General features: G+C 58.4%; 16 protein-coding genes. 9 read left to right on the plus strand and 7 right to left on the minus strand.

The genetic code is table 11. The annotated features are described in order from the left end of the window. Window positions 1-25: 25 nt before the first annotated feature. Complete coding sequence (locus GJU83_RS12100) at window positions 26-1,654, minus strand: acyl-CoA synthetase (RefSeq protein ID WP_069183879.1); 1,629 nt, start codon at window positions 1,652-1,654, stop codon at window positions 26-28. 152 nt (window positions 1,655-1,806) lie between these two features. Between GJU83_RS12100 and GJU83_RS12105 the strand changes: the two genes are divergently transcribed. Next, window positions 1,807-3,321, plus strand: a complete 1,515-nt coding sequence (locus GJU83_RS12105) for a PAS domain-containing sensor histidine kinase (RefSeq protein ID WP_069183880.1) — start codon at window positions 1,807-1,809, stop codon at window positions 3,319-3,321. Further along, window positions 3,314-3,970: a response regulator transcription factor gene (locus GJU83_RS12110; protein WP_069183881.1), complete on the plus strand. Its 657-nt coding sequence runs from the start codon at window positions 3,314-3,316 to the stop codon at window positions 3,968-3,970. Before GJU83_RS12105 ends, GJU83_RS12110 begins: the two co-directional genes overlap by 8 nt. A gap of 7 nt (window positions 3,971-3,977) precedes the next feature. Here GJU83_RS12110 and GJU83_RS12115 read toward each other — a convergent pair whose 3' ends face one another. Then, window positions 3,978-5,393 carry an aminotransferase-like domain-containing protein gene (locus tag GJU83_RS12115; RefSeq protein ID WP_069183882.1) on the minus strand — a complete coding sequence of 472 codons (1,416 nt, stop codon included), beginning with the start codon at window positions 5,391-5,393 and terminating at the stop codon, window positions 3,978-3,980. Window positions 5,394-5,632: 239 nt separating this feature from the next. Between GJU83_RS12115 and GJU83_RS12120 the strand changes: the two genes are divergently transcribed. From GJU83_RS12120 to GJU83_RS12130, 3 genes are all read left to right on the plus strand, one after another. Further along, window positions 5,633-6,439: a PhzF family protein gene (locus GJU83_RS12120; RefSeq protein WP_069183883.1), complete on the plus strand. Its 807-nt coding sequence runs from the start codon at window positions 5,633-5,635 to the stop codon at window positions 6,437-6,439. A 43-nt stretch (window positions 6,440-6,482) separates the two neighbouring features. Continuing rightward, a complete protein-coding gene (locus tag GJU83_RS12125) occupies window positions 6,483-7,676 on the plus strand; it encodes a BaiN/RdsA family NAD(P)/FAD-dependent oxidoreductase (RefSeq protein ID WP_069183884.1) in 1,194 nt (397 codons plus the stop codon). Window positions 7,677-7,768: 92 nt separating this feature from the next. Beyond that, window positions 7,769-8,638, plus strand: a complete 870-nt coding sequence (locus tag GJU83_RS12130) for a patatin-like phospholipase family protein (protein WP_153634476.1) — start codon at window positions 7,769-7,771, stop codon at window positions 8,636-8,638. On the opposite strand, the gene GJU83_RS12135 is transcribed toward GJU83_RS12130, so the two are convergent. Together GJU83_RS12135 and GJU83_RS12140 are read right to left on the minus strand one after the other, a co-directional pair. Next, window positions 8,635-9,561, minus strand: coding sequence for a universal stress protein (locus tag GJU83_RS12135; protein WP_069183886.1), 927 nt, complete (start codon window positions 9,559-9,561; stop codon window positions 8,635-8,637). The genes GJU83_RS12130 and GJU83_RS12135 overlap by 4 nt on opposite strands. A 1-nt stretch (window position 9,562) precedes the next feature. After that, window positions 9,563-11,050, minus strand: coding sequence for a SulP family inorganic anion transporter (locus GJU83_RS12140; RefSeq protein WP_069183887.1), 1,488 nt, complete (start codon window positions 11,048-11,050; stop codon window positions 9,563-9,565). A gap of 165 nt (window positions 11,051-11,215) precedes the next feature. On the opposite strand from GJU83_RS12140, the gene GJU83_RS12145 reads away from it, so the two are divergent. Beyond that, window positions 11,216-12,496 (plus strand): MgtC/SapB family protein, encoded by a 1,281-nt coding sequence (locus tag GJU83_RS12145; protein ID WP_153634477.1) that lies wholly within the window; start codon window positions 11,216-11,218, stop codon window positions 12,494-12,496. A 4-nt stretch (window positions 12,497-12,500) separates the two neighbouring features. Here GJU83_RS12145 and alkB read toward each other — a convergent pair whose 3' ends face one another. Continuing rightward, window positions 12,501-13,151, minus strand: a complete 651-nt coding sequence (gene alkB / locus GJU83_RS12150; protein WP_069183889.1) for a DNA oxidative demethylase AlkB — start codon at window positions 13,149-13,151, stop codon at window positions 12,501-12,503. Window positions 13,152-13,291: 140 nt separating this feature from the next. Here alkB and djlA point away from each other — a divergent pair, with 140 nt between their 5' ends. Then, on the plus strand, window positions 13,292-14,071 hold the full coding sequence (gene djlA / locus GJU83_RS12155; protein WP_069183890.1) for a co-chaperone DjlA: 780 nt from the start codon (window positions 13,292-13,294) through the stop codon (window positions 14,069-14,071). Window positions 14,072-14,091: 20 nt separating this feature from the next. On the opposite strand, the gene GJU83_RS12160 is transcribed toward djlA, so the two are convergent. After that, a complete protein-coding gene (locus GJU83_RS12160; RefSeq protein WP_069183891.1) occupies window positions 14,092-14,700 on the minus strand; it encodes a methyltransferase family protein in 609 nt (202 codons plus the stop codon). A gap of 170 nt (window positions 14,701-14,870) precedes the next feature. Here GJU83_RS12160 and GJU83_RS12165 point away from each other — a divergent pair, with 170 nt between their 5' ends. Next, the gene (locus tag GJU83_RS12165) at window positions 14,871-16,376 is read left to right on the plus strand and encodes an amidase (RefSeq protein ID WP_069183892.1); all 1,506 of its coding nucleotides are present in this window, start codon (window positions 14,871-14,873) and stop codon (window positions 16,374-16,376) included. A 127-nt stretch (window positions 16,377-16,503) separates the two neighbouring features. Continuing rightward, window positions 16,504-18,360 carry a putative bifunctional diguanylate cyclase/phosphodiesterase gene (locus GJU83_RS12170; protein WP_069183893.1) on the plus strand — a complete coding sequence of 619 codons (1,857 nt, stop codon included), beginning with the start codon at window positions 16,504-16,506 and terminating at the stop codon, window positions 18,358-18,360. On the opposite strand, the gene GJU83_RS12175 is transcribed toward GJU83_RS12170, so the two are convergent. Beyond that, the gene (locus GJU83_RS12175; RefSeq protein ID WP_069183894.1) at window positions 18,345-19,088 is read right to left on the minus strand and encodes a pseudouridine synthase; all 744 of its coding nucleotides are present in this window, start codon (window positions 19,086-19,088) and stop codon (window positions 18,345-18,347) included. The genes GJU83_RS12170 and GJU83_RS12175 overlap by 16 nt on opposite strands. Window positions 19,089-19,124: the final 36 nt, after the last annotated feature.

Here is a 19,124-nt window from a genome sequence, read left to right on the forward strand (position 1 = left end):
CAGGGCGGCGCAGCCGATCACAGGGTCAGTTCAGATCTTTGGCCTGATCTCTCAGCACGAACTTCTGGATCTTGCCCGTGGAGGTTTTGGGCAGCTCCGAGAAGACGATGGTCTTGGGCACTTTAAACCGGGCCAGGTGCTCACGGCAGAAATTGATGATGTCTTCCTCGCTGACCTGCCCCGCCTCCGGCTTGAGGGTAACGAAGGCGCAGGGAGTCTCACCCCACTTCTCGTCAGGCCTTGCTACCACAGCCGCCTCAAGGACAGCGGGATGACGGTACAGGGTATCCTCAACTTCAATGGTAGAGATATTCTCGCCACCGGAGATGATGATATCCTTCAGCCGGTCCTTGATCTCCATGTAGCCGTCTTCGTGCCACACGGCCAGGTCGCCAGTGTGGAACCAGCCGCCCCGGAAGGCCTCTTCGGTGGCCTTGGGGTTCTTCAGGTAGCCCTTCATCACGGTATTACCGCGCAGGAAGATTTCACCGATGGTCTTGCCGTCTTTGGGCACCGGCTCCATGGTGTTCGGGTCGCCAACCATGGTGCCGGCCAGGGTGTGGTAGCGAACGCCCTGGCGAGCCTTCTTGCGGGCCCGGTCGTGCAACGGCAGCGCATCCCACTCGGACTTCCACGCGCAAACCGTCACCGGCCCATACACTTCGGTCAGGCCGTAAACGTGGGTTACCTGGATACCCATCTCTTCGATGGCACCAATCACCTGGGCGGGGGGCGCCGCACCGGCTGTCATGGACTTCACTTCGTGGTCGATACCCGCTTTGGCGGATTCCGGCACGTTCAGCAGTGCGTTAAGAACAATCGGCGCACCGCACATGTGGGTCACCTGATGGTCACGGATCAGCTGCAGGATCTTCTCCGGGTCAACCCGACGCAGGCAGACGTGGGTTCCAGCCATGGCGGTGATGGTCCAGGGGAAACACCAGCCGTTACAGTGGAACATCGGCAAGGTCCACAGGTACACCGGGTGCATGTCCATGGACCAGACCGCCTGGTTACCAATGGCATTGATGTAGGCGCCACGGTGGTGATAGACCACACCCTTAGGGTTACCGGTAGTGCCGGATGTGTAGTTCAGGGAGATGGCGTCCCACTCGTTTTCCGGGAAGCTCCACTGGAACGCCGGATCGCCTTCCTGCAGGAATGCCTCGTAGTCCAGATCGCTGACCTGAACGCCCTCACCGTACTCGGGATCGTCCACATCAATTACCAGCGGCTTGGTGTCCAGGCGGCTGACGGCGTCCTTGATCACTTCCCCGAATTCACGGTCGGCAATCACAACCTTGGCCTCACCATGCTCCAGCATGAAAGCAATGGCTTCGGCATCCAGGCGAACATTCAGGGTGTTCAACACCGCACCAATCATGGGCACGCCGAAATGGGACTCCACCATGGCCGGAATGTTCGGCAGCATGACGGCAACGGTGTCACCTCGTCCGATGCCGCGCCCTTTCAAGGCCGAGGCCAGACGGCGACAGCGCTCATAGGTCTGCGCCCAGGTGTAACGGATCGCACCATGGATTACCGCGGGGTACTCCGGGTAAACGGTGGCGGTGCGTTCAATAAAATCGACGGGAGATTGGACGGCGTAATTGGCGTCAACGGGCGCCAGGCCCTGGTCAAATATCGAGGTCATTGCGTGGTCCTCTTGAGTGCTGTTGTTCTTATGGCGTATTCAGGAATATCGCTAAACTAGCTATACTTCGGGCTGGCCAAAATAGTATTGAATAGAATAAATACTAGAAATTATACCAACGTATTATAGTTTAGTTACTATATCGAAGAGCCATGAACGATAACTCCCCTTCAAGTGTATTTAGTTTGCACGACGCCGACCCGCAACCCGGATTAATCCTGGATGGCGCGGGCGCTGTCCTGGGGGAGAACCGTGCAGCCAGGGAACTGCGTCAAACAGCCGGCCTGGCCTCGCCCGAGGAGCTTCTGCCAATCAACGCCCGGGCATTGGTGAAATCATCCCTGGAACAAATCCGGGCCATTGAAAACGTCGAATCGCGGACGCAACCGGGCCAAACCGGGACGATCTTGATGTGGACGTTCATCCCGGACGTCAAGACGGCCCAGGTTCTGGCACGGGCAAGGGACGCCACGCAAGACGTCCGGACCCAGGAAGAGGCCACCCGCTCCAACCGCCTGTACCGGTTGATCACCGAAAACACCACCGACCTGATCTCCCGACACGCTCCGGATGGGCGTTTTATTGATGCCACTCCCGCATCATGGCGACTGTTGGGCTACTGGCCGGAGGAATTGCGTGGCAAACCCCTCGAAGAGGTCTTTCGCGGCAACCATGTGACCCAGAAACTGGCGGAGACCCGTAACCTGCTCAGGGATGACGGCTACGCCACCATGACCCTGGAGATCATCCACCGGGACGGCTCCCGTCGCTGGTTCGAGATTGCCAGCCGGGCCATCCGGGAAACCTATACCGGCGCCGTGATTGAGGTCATCAGCGTATCCCGGGATATCACCGCCCGGGTGGAATCCGAGGAGAACAACCGCAGGCTGGCCGAGGAACTGGCCCATACAGCCAGGCTCGCGACTCTCGGGGAGCTTGCCTCCAGCATTGCCCACGAAATGAACCAACCGCTGGCCACCATTGTGAACTTCGCCAGCGCCAGCCAGCGCTATCTGAAAAGTGCCCGAACCAACCCTGAATGCCTGGATCGCGTGGATGATGGCCTGCAGAAAATTGTTCACCACGCCAACCGCGCATCGGAAGTGATCAAACGCCTCCGGGCTTTCTTACGCAAAGGGCAGAAGCGGACCGCGCCAATCGCCCTGAACGACGTCGTGAGCAACGTGGCCCGGCTGTGTCAGTGGGAAGCGGAAAAAAACAATGTGCAGATTCTTGAGAGACTGGCCTGCTGCGCGCCGGTCATCACTGCCGACCCGGTGCTGCTGGAACAGGTGTTGATCAATCTGATCCGCAACGGCATTGAAGCCACGATCGATGCCCGTGGCCAAGAAACTCAGGACGCACCCGCGCAGATTGTCGTAACTACCTGCATCAACGATCAGAACGAAACCCTGATTGAAGTCACCGATGAAGGCCCAGGCCTGGATGAACAGGGCATCCGCCAGATGTTCCAGCCGTTCTTCACCAGTAAGCCCCAGGGCCTTGGCCTGGGGCTGTCCATGAGCCGTTCCATTATCGAGGGTTTCGGTGGCTTCCTCGACGCCCGCCCCGCCGCAACCGGTGGCCTGTCGCTAATCTGTCGATTCCCGGCCAGCCAGAACCAGAAGCACAAAACCGCAATCACGGAGAACCAGCCTGATGACTGACCATTCTGCCCCGGAAGCCACCACCGTCTACGTTGTTGACGACGACGCCGGCATGCTGGAGTCCACCCAATGGTTGCTGGAATCGGTGGGCCTGAACGTGGAAGCCTACAGCGACGGCCGAAAATTTCTGGACGCGGTAGGCAACAAGAAAGCCGGCTGCGTGGTTCTCGATGTGAGAATGCCGGGGCTCGGCGGCCTGAACGTTCAGGAAGAACTGCAGAAGAGAGGGCTTAACGTGCCCATCATTTTTGTCTCTGGGCATGCCGATGTACCCATTGTCGTCAGGGCGTTCAAATCCGGCGCTTTCGATTTCATCGAAAAGCCGTTCAACGAACAGCTCCTGCTGGACAGCGTTCAGCAGGCCCTACAGGAACATCAACACTCGGCCCCACAGCTACAGGGCGATGAGTCAACCGAAGCCCTGCTGACCACCCTCACCCGGCGCGAACGGGATGTGTTTCTGCCATTGGCCCAGGGCTACACCAGCCGGGAAATCGCCGAGCAGTTGGATGTCAGTGTTAAAACGATCGATCTGTACCGGGCCCGGGTGATGAAACGCCTGGGCGCCGATCGCCTGCCAGATGTCACCGGCAAAGCCATCGCCGCCGGTCTGCTTGACCCGCTGGACCTGCGTAGCGAAAAAAGCTGAGCAACTCCTACCCCGAGGCCGCCTGCACCTCGTGAGCCAGCACTCCCAGCCTGGCCACAGCCTGCTCTATACGTTCACTCCAGGGGTTAGCGCTGTTCAGCCTCAGGCAGTTTTCGTATTTGTCCGCGGTGGAGAACATCAACCCCGGCGCCACGTTGATATCCTCAGCCCTGGCCCTGTGATACACCTCGGTGCCGGAAACACCATCCGGCAACTGCACCCAGAGTACAAAGCCGCCCTGGGGCCGACTCACAGCCGTGCCCTCCGGAAATGCCCGGGCCACGGCTGTGCGCATACGCTCAGTAGATTCACGATAGTGCTGACGCGCTGAGCGCAGATAGCGATCGTAACCGCCCTGCTCCAGAAAATGCGCCACCGCCATCTGGGGAATCGATGAGGTTGCCAGGTTGACAAAGTATTTGTGCTGCCGGGCGCTGGCCATGTGCCGCCCCGGGACCATCCAGCCAAGCCGCAGGCCCGGTGAGATAGTCTTGGAGAACGAACTGCAGTAAATCACATTGTCCGCACGATCGAATGCCTTGGCCGGTTTTGGCCGGTCTCCGGAATGATGCAGATCCCCGTAAATGTCGTCCTCGATCAGAGGCACCGCAGCAGCCGCCAGCATGGAAACCAGCTGCTTCTTGCGTTCGTCGGACATTCGCGCACCCATGGGATTGCTGTGATTGGTCACCACCACACAGGCTTTCAGGGGCCACTGCTCAAGCGCCAGCTGCAAGCCCTCCAGGCTCAACCCCTCAGAAGGATGGGTAGGAATTTCAATGACCTTTAGCCCCACCACCTCCAGCGCCTGGAGAATTCCCGGGAAGGACGGGGATTCCACGGCCACAATATCACCAGGCTGGGTCACGGCACGAAGCGCCAGGATGATCGCTTCCTGGGCACCGTTGGTGGCGAGTACATCATCCGGCGTTACCGGTACTCCAAGTGTCGCCATCCGCTGGGCAATCTGCCGCCGAAACGATTCCTTGCCGGGAAAGGCATAGTCGAGTGTTTCCAGGCCTCGTCGTGCGGCCCAGAGCGTGCTGTGCTGGATTTGCCGAAGCGGCAGGTAATCAGGATGGGGAATCGCTGTCGCCAGAGGCACCATCCGCTTCTGCTCGTCGGCACAAAGGTCCAGGGTCATTTCCCGGGCGCTGACTGGCACCGGACGGCTGCGGTGCCTTCGCATCACAGGCTCGGGTGCATCCACCGTCGGCAGCCTTACGAAGTAGCCACTGCGCTCCCTGGCCTGCAGAAAGCCTCGTGCTTCCAGGGTCTGGTGCGCCTGCAGGATAGTCGAAATACTTACGCCATACTGCCGGCTCAGCATTCGCACGCCCGGCAATCGATCACCGTCACGGTAGACACCGTCCCTGATCAACTCCTGAAGCTGATCCGCCACCTGATTGTAAAGAATGCCCATCCTACGCCCCTCGTCTGACTGTCTTTCGGGAGTTGCCACTCCATTGCACCAGAAGCAGCACCTCTTCATGCAGTACAGATTCTGTCGAATATGACCGGCACAGATTCCGAAAACCACACTCTGTACCGGTTCAAAATGAGATTATCTGAATCTGTTATGTCAGTCAGTTCATTTCCTACAATAAGCTCAACATCCAAGGTGCTTCCAGGTGAGGCCAAACAACCCAAGGAGATGAGACCATGACACACCCCCTCTATCAGGTGGATGCCTTTACCAGCAAGGTATTCGGTGGCAACCCGGCCGCGGTCATGCCCCTGGAGCAATGGCTGCCGGACAATGTCATGCTCTCGCTCGCCATGGAGAACAATCTCTCCGAGACGGCTTTTTTCGTGCGGCTTCCCGAGGACGAAGAAGCCGATTTCCATATCCGCTGGTTTACGCCGGGCACAGAGGTGCCGCTGTGTGGCCACGCCACTCTGGCCAGCGCCTGGGTGATCTTCAACAAGCTTGGCTGGGATGAAGAGCGAATCCGCTTTGACTCCAAAAGCGGCTGGCTGTCCGTCAGGCAGTCCGATGACGGCTGGCTGGTCCTGGATTTCCCGAATCTGGCCTTCGAGGAGCAAACCACGCCAACGCTGATTCGGGAAGCTCTGGAAGGCGCACCTGATACCGCTTTTTTTGTTCCCAACGACACCAACTACATGGTGGTTCTGAAGGACGAAGCGGCCGTGCGTGCTGCCCAGCCCGACATGCGCAAATTAAAGCAACTGGGTAACCAGGGGCTGATCATTACCGCACCGGGCACCGACTGCGATTTTGTCAGCCGATATTTCGCTCCGGGCGCCGGCATTGATGAGGACCCGGTGACCGGTTCCATTCACAGTGTACTGGTACCCTACTGGGCTGAGAAACTGGGCAAGACGAAGCTGGACGCCAGGCAGGTTTCGGCCCGGGGCGGTGCACTGCGCTGCGAACTGAAAGGCGACCGGGTCGATATCGCCGGGCAGGCTGCCTTCTACATGGAAGGCTCAGTCTACCTGCCCTGAGACTGGTATACTGCCCGCCGTTTTCTTTGCAGCGGCGGGCAGCATGACGGCAGGTTCAGCATCACAGTACGACGTAATCATTATCGGCGCCGGCGCGGCGGGCCTGATGTGTGCGGCAACCGCCGGCTATCGCGGCCGCCGGGTGCTGGTGCTGGACCACGCCAACAAGCCGGGCAAGAAAATCCTCATGTCCGGAGGCGGGCGCTGCAACTTCACCAACCTGAACAGCACACCCGCCAACTTCCTGTCGGACAACCCGCACTACTGCATCTCCGCGCTCAAGCGCTACACCCCTCAGGACTTCCTGGAACTGGTGGATCGACACGGCATTGAGCACGAGGAAAAAGCCCCAGGCCAGCTGTTCTGCAAAGACAGCGCCAAGGACATCCTCAACATGCTGCTGACCGAATGTGAGTGGGCCGGCGCGGAAGTGAGGATGAAGACTGCGGTCGACCGCATAGCGGAAACCGACAACGGCTATCGCCTGCGCGTCGGCTCCGGCGATCTCACCTGCGAATCCCTGGTGATAGCCACCGGCGGCCTGTCCATTCCCACCATGGGCGCCACGGCGTTTGGTTACCGGGTGGCCGAGCAGTTTGGCCTGAAGGTACTGCCCACCCGGGCAGGCCTGGTGCCCTTTACCCTGCAGCCGGAGTTGAAAGAACAGCTTGCCCCTTTGTCTGGTATCAGTTGCCCGGTGGACGTGCAATGCCATGACCAGCACTTCCGGGAACCCATGCTGGTTACTCATCGGGGGCTCAGTGGCCCGGCGATGCTCCAGATCTCAAGTTTCTGGGAACCGGGGGACAGCCTGGCTATCAACCTGCTGCCGGCCTGCAACATCAGGGACGACCTTCTGGGCCTGCGGAAAACCCGCCCGCAATCGACCATTGCAAACTACCTGACCCAGCACCTGCCAAAACGGTTTGCCCAGGCCTTCAACGAGCTGCGGGGCTGGACCGGCCCTTTGCAGGGCTACAAGAACAGCGATATCGAACAGGTTGCCGATACTCTGGGCCAATGGTCGATCAAGCCAGCTGGCACCGAGGGCTACCGAACCGCAGAAGTCACCCTGGGGGGCGTTGATACCCGCCAGCTCTCCTCCAAGACCATGGCAGTGCTGGAACGGCCAAACCTGTATTTCATTGGTGAGGTCGTGGATGTGACAGGCCACCTCGGCGGCCATAACTTCCAATGGGCCTGGGCCTCGGGTGTGGCAGCCGGTAACAGCGCCTGAACGGACATCCGATTGCCCAAAGCTGGCGTAGAACTGGTAACCTGAGTCCATGTATTGGCATAACCAGACACTACGACCGATAAGGGGAAAGGATGCTCCACAGCCACGATGACACCGCAACCAGCAATGCCCTTGTAGTGGAGGGTGGTGCCATGCGCGGCATCTTCGCCGCCGGTGTGCTTGATGCGTTTCTGGAGCAGCGCTATCAGCCGTTCACCGAAGCCTGGGGTGTCTCCGCCGGTTCAACCAACCTCATCGGCTACCTCTGCGGCCATCACGGCCGCAACCATCAGGTGATTACCGACCACGCGTGCCGCCCGGAGTTCATCAACTGGGGCCGTTTCTTTCAGGGCGGGCATCTCTGCGATGTTCACTGGCTCTGGCACCGATCCTACGAGGACGTGCCGCTCGACCTGGAACGCTACCTGTCTGGCACCACCAGGCTCTGGGTAGCAACCACATCAGTGGTGACCGGCGAGGCCCGGTATTTTTCCGTCGACGACCAGAACATCCATGACGTGCTCACTGCCTCCTGCTCGATTCCCCTGGCCTACCGTGATTACCCGATCGTGGAGAATGAGCCCATGAGTGATGGCGGCATTGCCGATTCCATTCCGGTTGCCGAGGCCTATCGGCGGGGCGCACGGGATATTACCGTCGTTCTTTCCCGACCTCTGGGCTATCAGAAAAAACCTCTGGCCTTTCCGGCACTCACCAAACGGATGTTCCGGGAGCAACCTGGACTGGCCGAGGCCCTGATCCGGCGCGGCGAGCGATATAACGAGACATTGGAGTTCATTCAAAATCCGCCAGACGACTGCCATCTACGGATTATCGCACCGCCAGAGGATTTTCCGGTGAGTCGACTAACCACAGACCTTAACAAGCTGGATCTGGGCTATCAGCAAGGCCACCGCGCAGCGATGGCCTATCTGGCCGACATAGCCCGGGAAGTCGCCTAGCGAAGCACCACCAGCGGCTTTCTGGCAGTTTCGAGCATCCGGGTGGTGGTACTGCCTACCAGAAACTGGCGAATGCGGGAGTGCCCATAGGCGCCCATCACCAGGATGTCGATATCCTGCTCTTCCTGATAAGCGTGCAAAGCCGGTTCCACATCGCCGGCCCGGATCGCCAGCGTGATCTCGGATTCCAGCCCTGCCAGCATTTTCTCGGCTTTCCTGAGCTGCTCCCAACGGTCGTTGGTATCCGGACCCACCATTACAAGGTGCAGCGGCATGCCCTTCAGAACCGGGCTGCCAGCCAGCAATTCCACGCCCTTGAACGCCGTGGCGCTGCCATCAAAGGCAAGCATGGCGCTTCGGGGCTCAGTGTACTCGTCGGGCACCAGAAGAATCGGGCGATGCATACTACGAATCACCGTCTCCAGTTGGCTGCCAACGTGGGTGTCACGGTCGGAGCTGCTCTCGCCGTGCAGCCCCATCACCAGCAGGCGAGTCTGGTTCTCCAGCGCCAGCAAGGATTCAGTAAGATCACCGTGGCGCTGGCGCTGGATCACCTCACCGATGCCGGCTTCGGTGACGCGCTTGTGCGCCTCATCCAGCATGTGATGGCCATGTTCCAGGGCAAGCTTGGCGCGCTTGCGGTCCAGCTCTGCCAGGTCCTCGAGGAGCTGTTCACGACTGCCCAGACCAATATTGCCTGCCAGATCCGGCTCTGCCGGGTAACGCTCTTCATCAAGGACGTGCAGCAACATCATGGGGGTTTCCATGTGCTTGCTGGCCCAGGCAGCGTAATCGCAAACTGCGGGGGCAGCCTGGGAGCCATCGATACAGGCAACTACTCGTAGCATCTCAACCTCGCCTTCTTGGTCCTTGTGATTTTTATTCTGGCCGGAATCGGTGTTGGATTCCCTGGTCTGTGTCATATCAGTGCCCCATCAACTGGTCGACGGCGTCCGGCTTGTCGTGCACGCCAAAGCGGTCAACTATCGTTGCGCTGGCTTCATTCAGCCCGATGACGTCAACCTCCGAGCCTTCCCGGCGGAACTTGATCACGGCTTTATCCAGGGCACCCACGGCGGTGATATCCCAGAAATGCGCGCGACTCAGGTCGATCACCACATTATCGACTGCTTCCTTGAAATCAAAGGATTCCATGAACTTTTCCGAGGAGCTGAAGAACACCTGGCCCACAACCCGGTAAGTACGGGTATCGGTGGTTTCATCCAGCTCGGAGGTCACCAGCATGTAATGGCCCACTTTGTTGGCAAAGAACAAAGCCGCCAGCAGGACGCCGGCCAGTACGCCAAAGGCCAGGTTATGGGTGGCAACCACGACAACAACCGTCACCAGCATCACGATGTTGGTGGAGAGAGGATGTTTGCGAAGGTTGCGGATGGAATCCCAGGAGAAAGTACCAATCGAGACCATGATCATGACCGCCACCAGAGCCGCCATGGGGATCTGGACCAGGACATTGTCGAGCAGCAGCACCATGATAAGCAGGAAGACACCAGCGGTGAGTGTGGAAAGCCGGGTCCGGCCGCCAGACTTCACGTTGATGATGGACTGGCCGATCATGGCACAACCGGCCATACCACCGATCAGGCCAGAGCCGATGTTGGCGATGCCCTGACCCTTGCACTCCCGGTTGCGGTCACTGGTGGTGTCTGTCAGATCGTCCACAATGGTCGCTGTCATCATGGATTCCAGCAGCCCTACGATGGCCAACGGAATCGAATACGGCAGGATAATCATCAGGGTTTCCAGATTCAGCGGCACATCCGGCCACAGGAAAACGGGGAGCGTATCCGGCAGATCACCCATATCCCCCACCGTGCGGATATCCATGCCGGTAATCACGGCAACCGCCGTCAGAACAACGATGCAGACCAAGGGAGAAGGCAAAACCTTGCCCACCACCGGCAGCAGCGGAAACAAATAGATAATCCCCAGACCGGCGGCGGTCATCGCGTACACATGCCAGGTGACGTTCGTAAGCTCAGGCAACTGGGCCATGAAGATCAGGATGGCAAGGGCGTTCACGAAACCGGTGACCACCGAGCGTGACACGAAGCGCATCAGACTGCCGAGCTTGAGATAGCCTGCAATCACCTGCAACACACCGGTGAGCAGCGTCGCGGCCAGCAGGTACTGCAAACCGTGCTCCTTGACCAGCGTTACCATCAGTACCGCCATGGCCGCCGTTGCGGCGGAAATCATCCCGGGGCGCCCGCCAACGAAAGCAATGATTACGGCAATACAAAAGGAGGCATAAAGCCCCACCTTGGGATCGACACCAGCGATGATCGAGAAAGCAATGGCTTCCGGTATCAACGCTAGGGCCACAACGATACCGGCGAGTACATCGCCACGAATGTTTGAAAGCCAGTTGGCTTTAAGGGAATTCACCATGATTTCGGATTTCCAGCTTGCTAGGAATTCAAAGGTCGCGAAGCTTATCAGCCCCCTTACCGGAAAGTAAGGTCGCTAGCGGTATCTTCTTAGAGGTCTAACGACCGACCCGCTGTACTGCTATCATCAGAACATTCATTGATTAACAAGAGTTTGCACCAACCCATGGACGACGTTGCCTCCCAATTTCTGGCCGGAAACCAGACCACGCTGAATCTCGCTGTTGCGCTTTTGCTCGGTGCCATCATCGGGCTGGAGCGAGGATGGGATGCCCGGGAACAGAAATCGGGCGAACGCATTGCCGGTATCCGCACCTTTGCCATGGTCGGTCTGCTTGGTGGCATCTCGGCCGTGTTGGCCCAGGAAATTACCGAGTGGGCGTTTCCGGTGCTATTGGTCAGCGTTGTGGCTATGGCCATTGTGGCTTACAGCGAGCGGCTTGAGCACATCCGCAACTTCAGCATCACTGGCATGGTCGGTATGGTGCTGACGTTTTGCTTCGGTGCGGTTGCAGTAGCAGTGGACCCGGTGATCGCCACTGCCGCAGCGGTCGTGACTGCAATCATTCTGGATAACAAGGAAGAAATTCACGGCTGGGTCAACAAGCTGAAGGAACATGAACTGGACGCCGCACTGAAACTGCTGCTGATTTCCGTGGTCATGCTGCCGTTGCTGCCGAATGAAAAGATGGGGCCCGGCGGAGTGCTGAATCCCCGGGAAATCTGGTGGATGGTGGTGATGATCGCTTCCATTTCCTTTGTGGGCTATTTCGCCATACGGGTGGCGGGCACGCGAAAGGGAATCCTCTTTACCAGCCTTTTCGCAGGACTGAGTTCCTCCACCGCCCTCACCCTGCACTTTGCCCGCCAGGCCTCGAAAAATCCGCAGCTCAATGCCCAGTTCGCCACCGGCATACTCATCGCCTGTGGCACCATGTTCCCGCGCATTCTTGTGTATTGCCTGGTGATCAATCCGGACCTGCTGCCCAGCCTTGTCTGGCCGGTCGTTGTGATGACCGCGCTGTTGTACTGCCCAGCGTTATTCATCTGGCGAAAAAACGAACGACAGCTTCGGGTCAGCCAGCCGGCACTCAACCAGAACCCGCTGGACCTGACTTCGGCTCTGGTTTTTGGTGGGTTACTGACGGGCATCCTCCTGCTGGGCGAGTATCTGGGCACCTGGCTGGGTGACGCCGGCATCTATTTTCTCGCGGCCACCTCCGGTATTGCCGACGTCGATGCCATCACCCTCTCCCTGACCCGCATGTCCAATAACAGTCTGGCAGCAGGCACAGCCGTAATCGGCATTGTGATCGCCGCAGCCACCAACAACCTGGTGAAGTCGGGGCTGGCTGGGTTTGTCGGCAACCGTCAGACAGGTTTCCTGGTCGGCATCCCCATGGTGTTCTCCCTGGCAGCCGGACTGCTGGTCGCCTGGCTGCAATAATTTCTTACCTGGCTCGGCGGAACGTGAGGTTGTAACGGTAACCGCCTGTCAGCGGATGCTCTCCGGCCTTGAGTGTCAGCACACCGTGATAACGCATCCGGGCAGGGCCACCCCAGACCACGACATCACCGTGGCCAAGGGGCACACGCATCGGGCGTTCGTTGCGCTTCAGGCCGCCGAACTGGAAAACAATGGGTAAACCGAGTGAAACCGACACAATCGGCTGGCTGAAATCCTCTTCATCCTTGTCCTGGTGCAGCCCCATTTTTGCCCCGGGCTGATACCGGTTAATCAGGCAGGCATCCGGCTCAAACCCCTCGAAACCGGCGGTGTCTGCAGCGCTTCTGGCAAGTTCTCGAAAAACAGCCGGCATGGCAGGCCATGGTCTGCCGGATTCGGGATCTTCGGACTGATACCGGTAACCTTGGCGATCGGTGACCCAGCCAAGATTCCCGCAGCAGCTCATGGCGGCAGACATCGAATGGCCGCCCGGGGTTTTCATGTGCCTGAATGGCGCTTCTGAGGTGACCTTTTCAATACCTTCCATGAGCGATTCGGCATTCGGGAGCGCGAATTGTCGTATAACCAACGCGCCGTCCATAAGATGCTCAGTCGCCCGATCCGGTGCCAGGTCATCAAACAGGTCATGGTTCATAGATGACGCTCCCCCTCTTAAAAGGCTCAACCTAATAATTTACGAGTTCTTTTGAAAGGTCGATGAAAGCCTGTTCATGAAGCCGGCCTGAAAAACACGTATATTCTATGGGCTGATTCATCCCTGTTAAGGACATCTTAATGCTGTTTGCAATCATAATTGGCGGCCTGATTGGCTACGCCTTTGGCAAATTCCCCGGTTTTCTGATCGGTGCGGCGATTGGCGCCTTTCTCTTGAACCTTCTCAAACGCCGGCTGATTGGCAAGCTCCAGAGCATCCAGTCCGGCTTTATTGAATCCGTCTTCGCGGTAATGGGCGCCCTGTGCAAGGCGGACGGCGTAATATCCAGGGATGAAATCCAGATGGCCGAAGCCATGTTCGTGCGCTTCCGCCTGAATGAAGACCAGAAGGAAAAGGCCAAAGCCGCCTTCAACCGGGGCAAGGAGCCGGACTTTGATCTGGATGCCGAGCTGAACCGCTTTCTCCAGGCCAGCGGGCGGCAGCCGGCCTTCCTGCAGATGTTTCTGCAGGTTCAGGTATCGGCGGTGGCTGCGGACGGCAAGATACATCCGGCCGAACACGAAATGCTGGTGCGGATAGCCCGGGGGCTGGGATTGCCAGAGAGCCAGGTGGACCAACTTGAAGCCATGCTTCGGGGCGCCCACACCCACCGGGCCGGCGCCGGCCAGCCTTCGTCAGCGGATCAGATCAGCGATGCCTACAAGGTTCTGGGGGTGTCCTCTTCGGCCAGTGATGAAGAACTCAAGAAGGCTTACCGGAAGCTGATGAGCGAGAACCACCCGGATAAACTCGCGGGCCGGGGATTGCCAGAGAGCATGCGGGAGATGGCGGAGGAACGCACCCGCGAAATCAGTCATGCCTACGATGTGATCAAGGAAGCGCGGAAAAAATCCGCGTAGTGCCATTGCCGGTTATCAGGTCAGAACCAACGAGGCACGCGCACCCGATAACGCTCGTAATCTTCGCCGAACTTTTCCGCCAGCGCCTTCTCCTCCTCCCGGGCCTGGCGGGTAATCACCAGGACGCCAGCCACCAGACACACCAGGGAAAACACACTGGGCAGCGCCAGGAAAAACCCGAGCTGTCCCGCCATAACAGCCATAAACAGAGGGTTCCGCGAGCGGCCAAACGGACCGCTTGTAAGCAGTTTGCGCTGATCCTTGCGCGGATCAATCCCGGAGCGCCAGTCTTCGTGCATGTAGGCCTGCAGATAGTTTACGGCCGTATATGAGCCGATCAACAGCAGCATGCCAGCCAGCAAAACGGGCCAGACGTAGAGCGGGCCGAAAACGCCCAGCCAGCCGTCAACATCGGCAAAAATGCGCACCACGCAAATACCCAGAATGAGCGCACGAAAGACATTGAAAATCTGTCGATGCCACCAGGGCGCAGTGCCTCGCTCACCATAGTTAATGTGCGAAAAGTGCATACGCTGATACAAGCCGAGGCTCCGGCCAGCAAACTGCAGACCGATCATCAGAAAGAAAATGCCAAGAAAGTGGCGTACGAGGGGTTCAATAACTTCCATCGGGATCGCTTACAACGGGTTAAGGCCGACAGCTTATTATCTGTAGGCGTCTGTGAAAAGGGTTTGGGGTGGGAGTCAGGGCACTCTGGGGCCAACCCTTTCTAAAATGACATATCATCACGTTTTTAAATGCATTAGAGTGGATAAGTCATTTTCCGGAGAATTCTGTTATGAGCGCCCCCGAAATCCCTCAGTCTTGCCATACATTCTGCAACGACGTGATGGGGCGCGATGACGCAACAACCCTGGCAGAGAAAATCCGCAACCGGGAGATTTCAGTCACGGAACTGACCCGCGCTGCCATCGCCCGGGCCCAGGCAGCCGACCCGCTGATCCATGGCGTGGCTCTGGCGAACTACGACGAGGCACTCCAAACCGCCTCCAGATGCGACGCAGAGGCAAAGGCGGGTACCCAGAGCTTGTTCCGGGGCATTCCGACCTTTATCAAAGACAACACCAACGTGACAGGACTGGCCACACGCCAGGGCTCTCTGGCCGTGCCTGAAATACCGGCTTCCGATACCAGCCCATTTGCCCGACAACTGCTTGCCCAGGGTTTCCTGTGCCTTGGCAAAAGCACGCTGCCCGAATTCGGCTTCAACGCCTCTACCGAGCCTGCCCATGGACCGGCCACGAGAAACCCCTGGAATCTCGCCTATTCATCTGGCGCGTCATCCGGCGGTTCCGCAGCCCTGGTGGCCGCCGGCGTGGTGCCCATTGCCCATGCCAATGACGGCGGAGGCTCCATCCGCATTCCGGCCGCTTGCTGCGGCCTGGTCGGCCTCAAACCCACACGAGGACGATTGATCGATAACGAGGCGGCCGCTTCCCTGCCCATCAACATAATCAGCGAAGGCGTGGTGACCCGTTCGGTGCGGGATACAGCCAATTTTCTCGACCAGGCTGAGAGCTATTACCGGAACCCGAAGCTACCAGCTGTGGGAAACATTCAAGGGCCTTCGGGTCGGCCCCTGAGGATAGGCCTGGTGCTGGACTCCACCAATGGCCATAAAACCGACAACATCACTCGCCAGACCGTCGAAGAAACCGCTCTCAGACTGGAAAGGCTCGGGCACCGGATTGAACCTGTCCCCGTACCCGTGCACAGCGCCTTTCCTGAAGATTTTGCTCTCTACTGGGCCCTGCTTGCTTTCGGTGTGAGGACCAACGGCCGGAAAATACTTCACCCGGACTTCGACAAACGCAGAACGGATGGGCTAACCAACGGGCTGGACAGAATGTTCAGACGACAGTTCTGGCGCCTGCCCGCCGCACTCTGGCGGCTCAGGCGCTCCTGGCACGACTACGCCCATGCCATGGCAGGTTTCGATGCCGTGCTCACGCCGGTGCTCGGCCACACAACGCCCACCCTTGGTCACCTGAGCCCCGACGTACCTTTCGATACCCTGTTCGAGCGGCTGCGCCAGTATGTCAGCTTCACCCCACTGGCCAACGCCACGGGCGCACCGGCAATCTCCATACCCGCGGGGCGAACCCCCGATCATCTGCCGGTATCCGTTCAATTCATGGGCCGTCATGGGGGCGAATCTACGCTTCTTGATATCGCCTACACGCTGGAGGCTAACCATCCGTGGCCACAACTCTACGAGCTCAAACAGCAAGATTTAACCAACGAAGACCGTAACGCCAGGGACTCTCTGGCCGACACCCTGTAAAAGTGGACACCCATAACAACAGCTGCCATATTCTTTAGGAAGCTCAGAAACAACCTGACCTCTGGGCCGAACCGACACCGAGGACCGTTCGTATTTCCAGTAAAGGCACACCATATTGAGCCCTGCCATGCGTGACAGTGAAGTCCTGGTGACCCATCACAGGTCACTGATGGAACTGAGCCATAACATCAGGTTTATCGAAATGCCCCGGCCCCGGAAGCTGGCAGCCCTCATGGAGCTGTGCACCCGCTTGCTGGGTGTAAAACGGGCAAGTGTATGGCTGTTTCCTCCAGAACGGGACCGCATCACCTGCGAATGGCTGCACGACCAGGAGCAGTCCGACAGCAACTGTTGCCTGGCGCAGAATGGCGCCGAATTCAACCTTTACCGCTCGGACCATCCCGAATACTTCCAAGCCATTACAGAAGAACGGGTCATTGCCGTGGATGATGCCCGCAAAGATATCCGCACCCGTTCCTTCGACCGGGATTATCTGACTGTTCAGAACATCCATTCCATGCTGGACGCGCCGATTTTCGATGGAGAACAGCTCAGCGGTGTTGTCTGCCTGGAATCGGACACCCCCCGGGAATGGTCGGTCCCGGATATATCGCTGGTCGCTGCCATTGCTGACACCATAAGCCTCATGAACACCCACGAAGCGTGGCTGAGGTCCAAGCGCGCCCTCGATTTCGTCAGCCGTTACGATTCTCTTACCGGCCTCGCCAACATAGATTCGCTGCGCGACCGGTTGAGCCACCTGGTGCGCAAGATCAAACGTCGGGGTACCGGCAGCCTGGCGCTGCTCTGGATAGATGTCGACCGTTTGAAAACCATTAACGATGGACTGGGCCCCCAGGCGGGCGATCAGGTGATCGCCGACATCGGTATGCGCCTGAAAGACATCCAGTTGGCGGGTAAGGACTTCCTGGCCCGAATTGGTGGCGACGAATTTGCTCTCGTCATCCGCAACTACACCCTGCCCGGGTTTCTTGATGAAGTCACCCAGGAGATCCAGACCCGGATCCGCCAGCCAATCCGGGTGTCCGACCAGGACCTGAACGTGAGTGCCAGCGTGGGTATCTGTCACTTCCCGGGCGACTGTCGTGAACCCGAGGAACTTCTCCGCGGCGCTGAAGCGGCAATGTATCATGCCAAAAGGCAGGGCCGGGACCGATCCACGCTGTTCGACTCGGAAATCCAGATGACAGCACGCTCCCGATTTGCGCTGGAAAGCGAATTGCGGGAAACGCTCAAAACCAACGGCCTCGATGTATTCTACCAGCCAATCATGGACCGCACGGGAACACAGCTGGAAAGTGCCGAGGCGCTGGTTCGCTGGAAGCATCCACAGCGGGGCTGGCTGTCACCGATCGAGTTTCTCGACGTAGCGCGCAGTGCCGGGCTGATGTACGAACTCGGCGCCTGTGTACTCAAGAACGTCTGCGCCCACTGGCGTCAGGCGAAAGACCAGAACACTCCCTTACCCACCATATCCGTCAATCTCTCCGCCGAGCAGGTGCTGGTGCCGGAATTACCGGAGTTGGTGAGGGAAATCTGCAAGAACCAGGATATGCCAGTCAGTGCCCTTCAGTTTGAAGTGACCGAGGATTCGATCCAGGGCGATTTCAGTGGGATAGGTCGGATTCTGGAGCAGCTGGTCGAAGCAGGCGCGGAGCTTGCCATAGATGATTTCGGCACCGGTTATTCATCGCTGTCGCGGCTAAAAACCCTGCCCTTCTCCCGCATCAAAATCGACCGATCGTTTATCAACAACCTCCCTGATGACGACAACGATTGCGCAATCACCCTGTCGATCATCGGGTTGGCCAGGGGACTCGGGCTTTCGGTGGTCGCCGAAGGGGTAGAAAGCGAAGCCCATGAAGCCTGGTTGTTCGAGAAAGGCTGCGACTACCTCCAGGGCTACCGTTACAGCAAACCGCTTCCCTATTCCGACTTCATCAGCCGTTATTGTTCCAGGTGATTGTGCACATCAAACCCGGGAAATATTGATAACACCTCAAGGAAGCTCGCCTCAGGCGCGGCACTGATCGTCAGGGGTTCACCCGAAACAGGATGGCGAAAGGCCATCATTGTCGCCGCCAGCATCAGACGCCCCTCACCGAAACGCTCGGCAAAATAACGGTTGTGTCGGCCCCGGCCGTGATTTGCATCGCCAATCATCGGGTGGTTGATATGCTTCATGTGCCTTCGCAACTGATGCTTGCGGCCTGTTTTTGGGCACAGTTCTACCACCGCGTAACGACTGGTCGGGTATTTCTCGATTTCCACCGGTATCTCGGTAGTCGCCAGGGTGCGGTAATGGGTAAGCGCATTGCGCACCGGGTGTTCGATCCCTTTCAGCCGCCGATCTTCTGGCTCTTCCCTCAGGGGATAATCAATCTCCCCTTGTTCCGGCGGCCAGCCACGCACCATGGCCAGATAGGTTTTCGCCACATCCCCGGCCATCATTGCCAAACCCAGCGTGCGAGCGGTGTCGCTGTCCCTGGCAAACGCCAGGATGCCCGAGGTGGGCCGGTCCAGTCGATGTACCGGGTAGACATGCTCGCCATCATTGAGCGCCCTGGCATATTGCAGGGCAAACTCGGTTTCGTGTCTGTCGATGGGGCTTCGATGCACCAGCAAGCCAGCTGGCTTGTGGACAATCAGAAGATACTCATCCCGATAAAGAACACTCAGCGGATTCGCCATCAGAAACCTGTCATAAAAAGTTCATAAACAAATTGA

The sequence above is a fragment of the Marinobacter salsuginis genome (genome assembly GCF_009617755.1).
Taxonomy (GTDB): domain Bacteria; phylum Pseudomonadota; class Gammaproteobacteria; order Pseudomonadales; family Oleiphilaceae; genus Marinobacter; species Marinobacter salsuginis.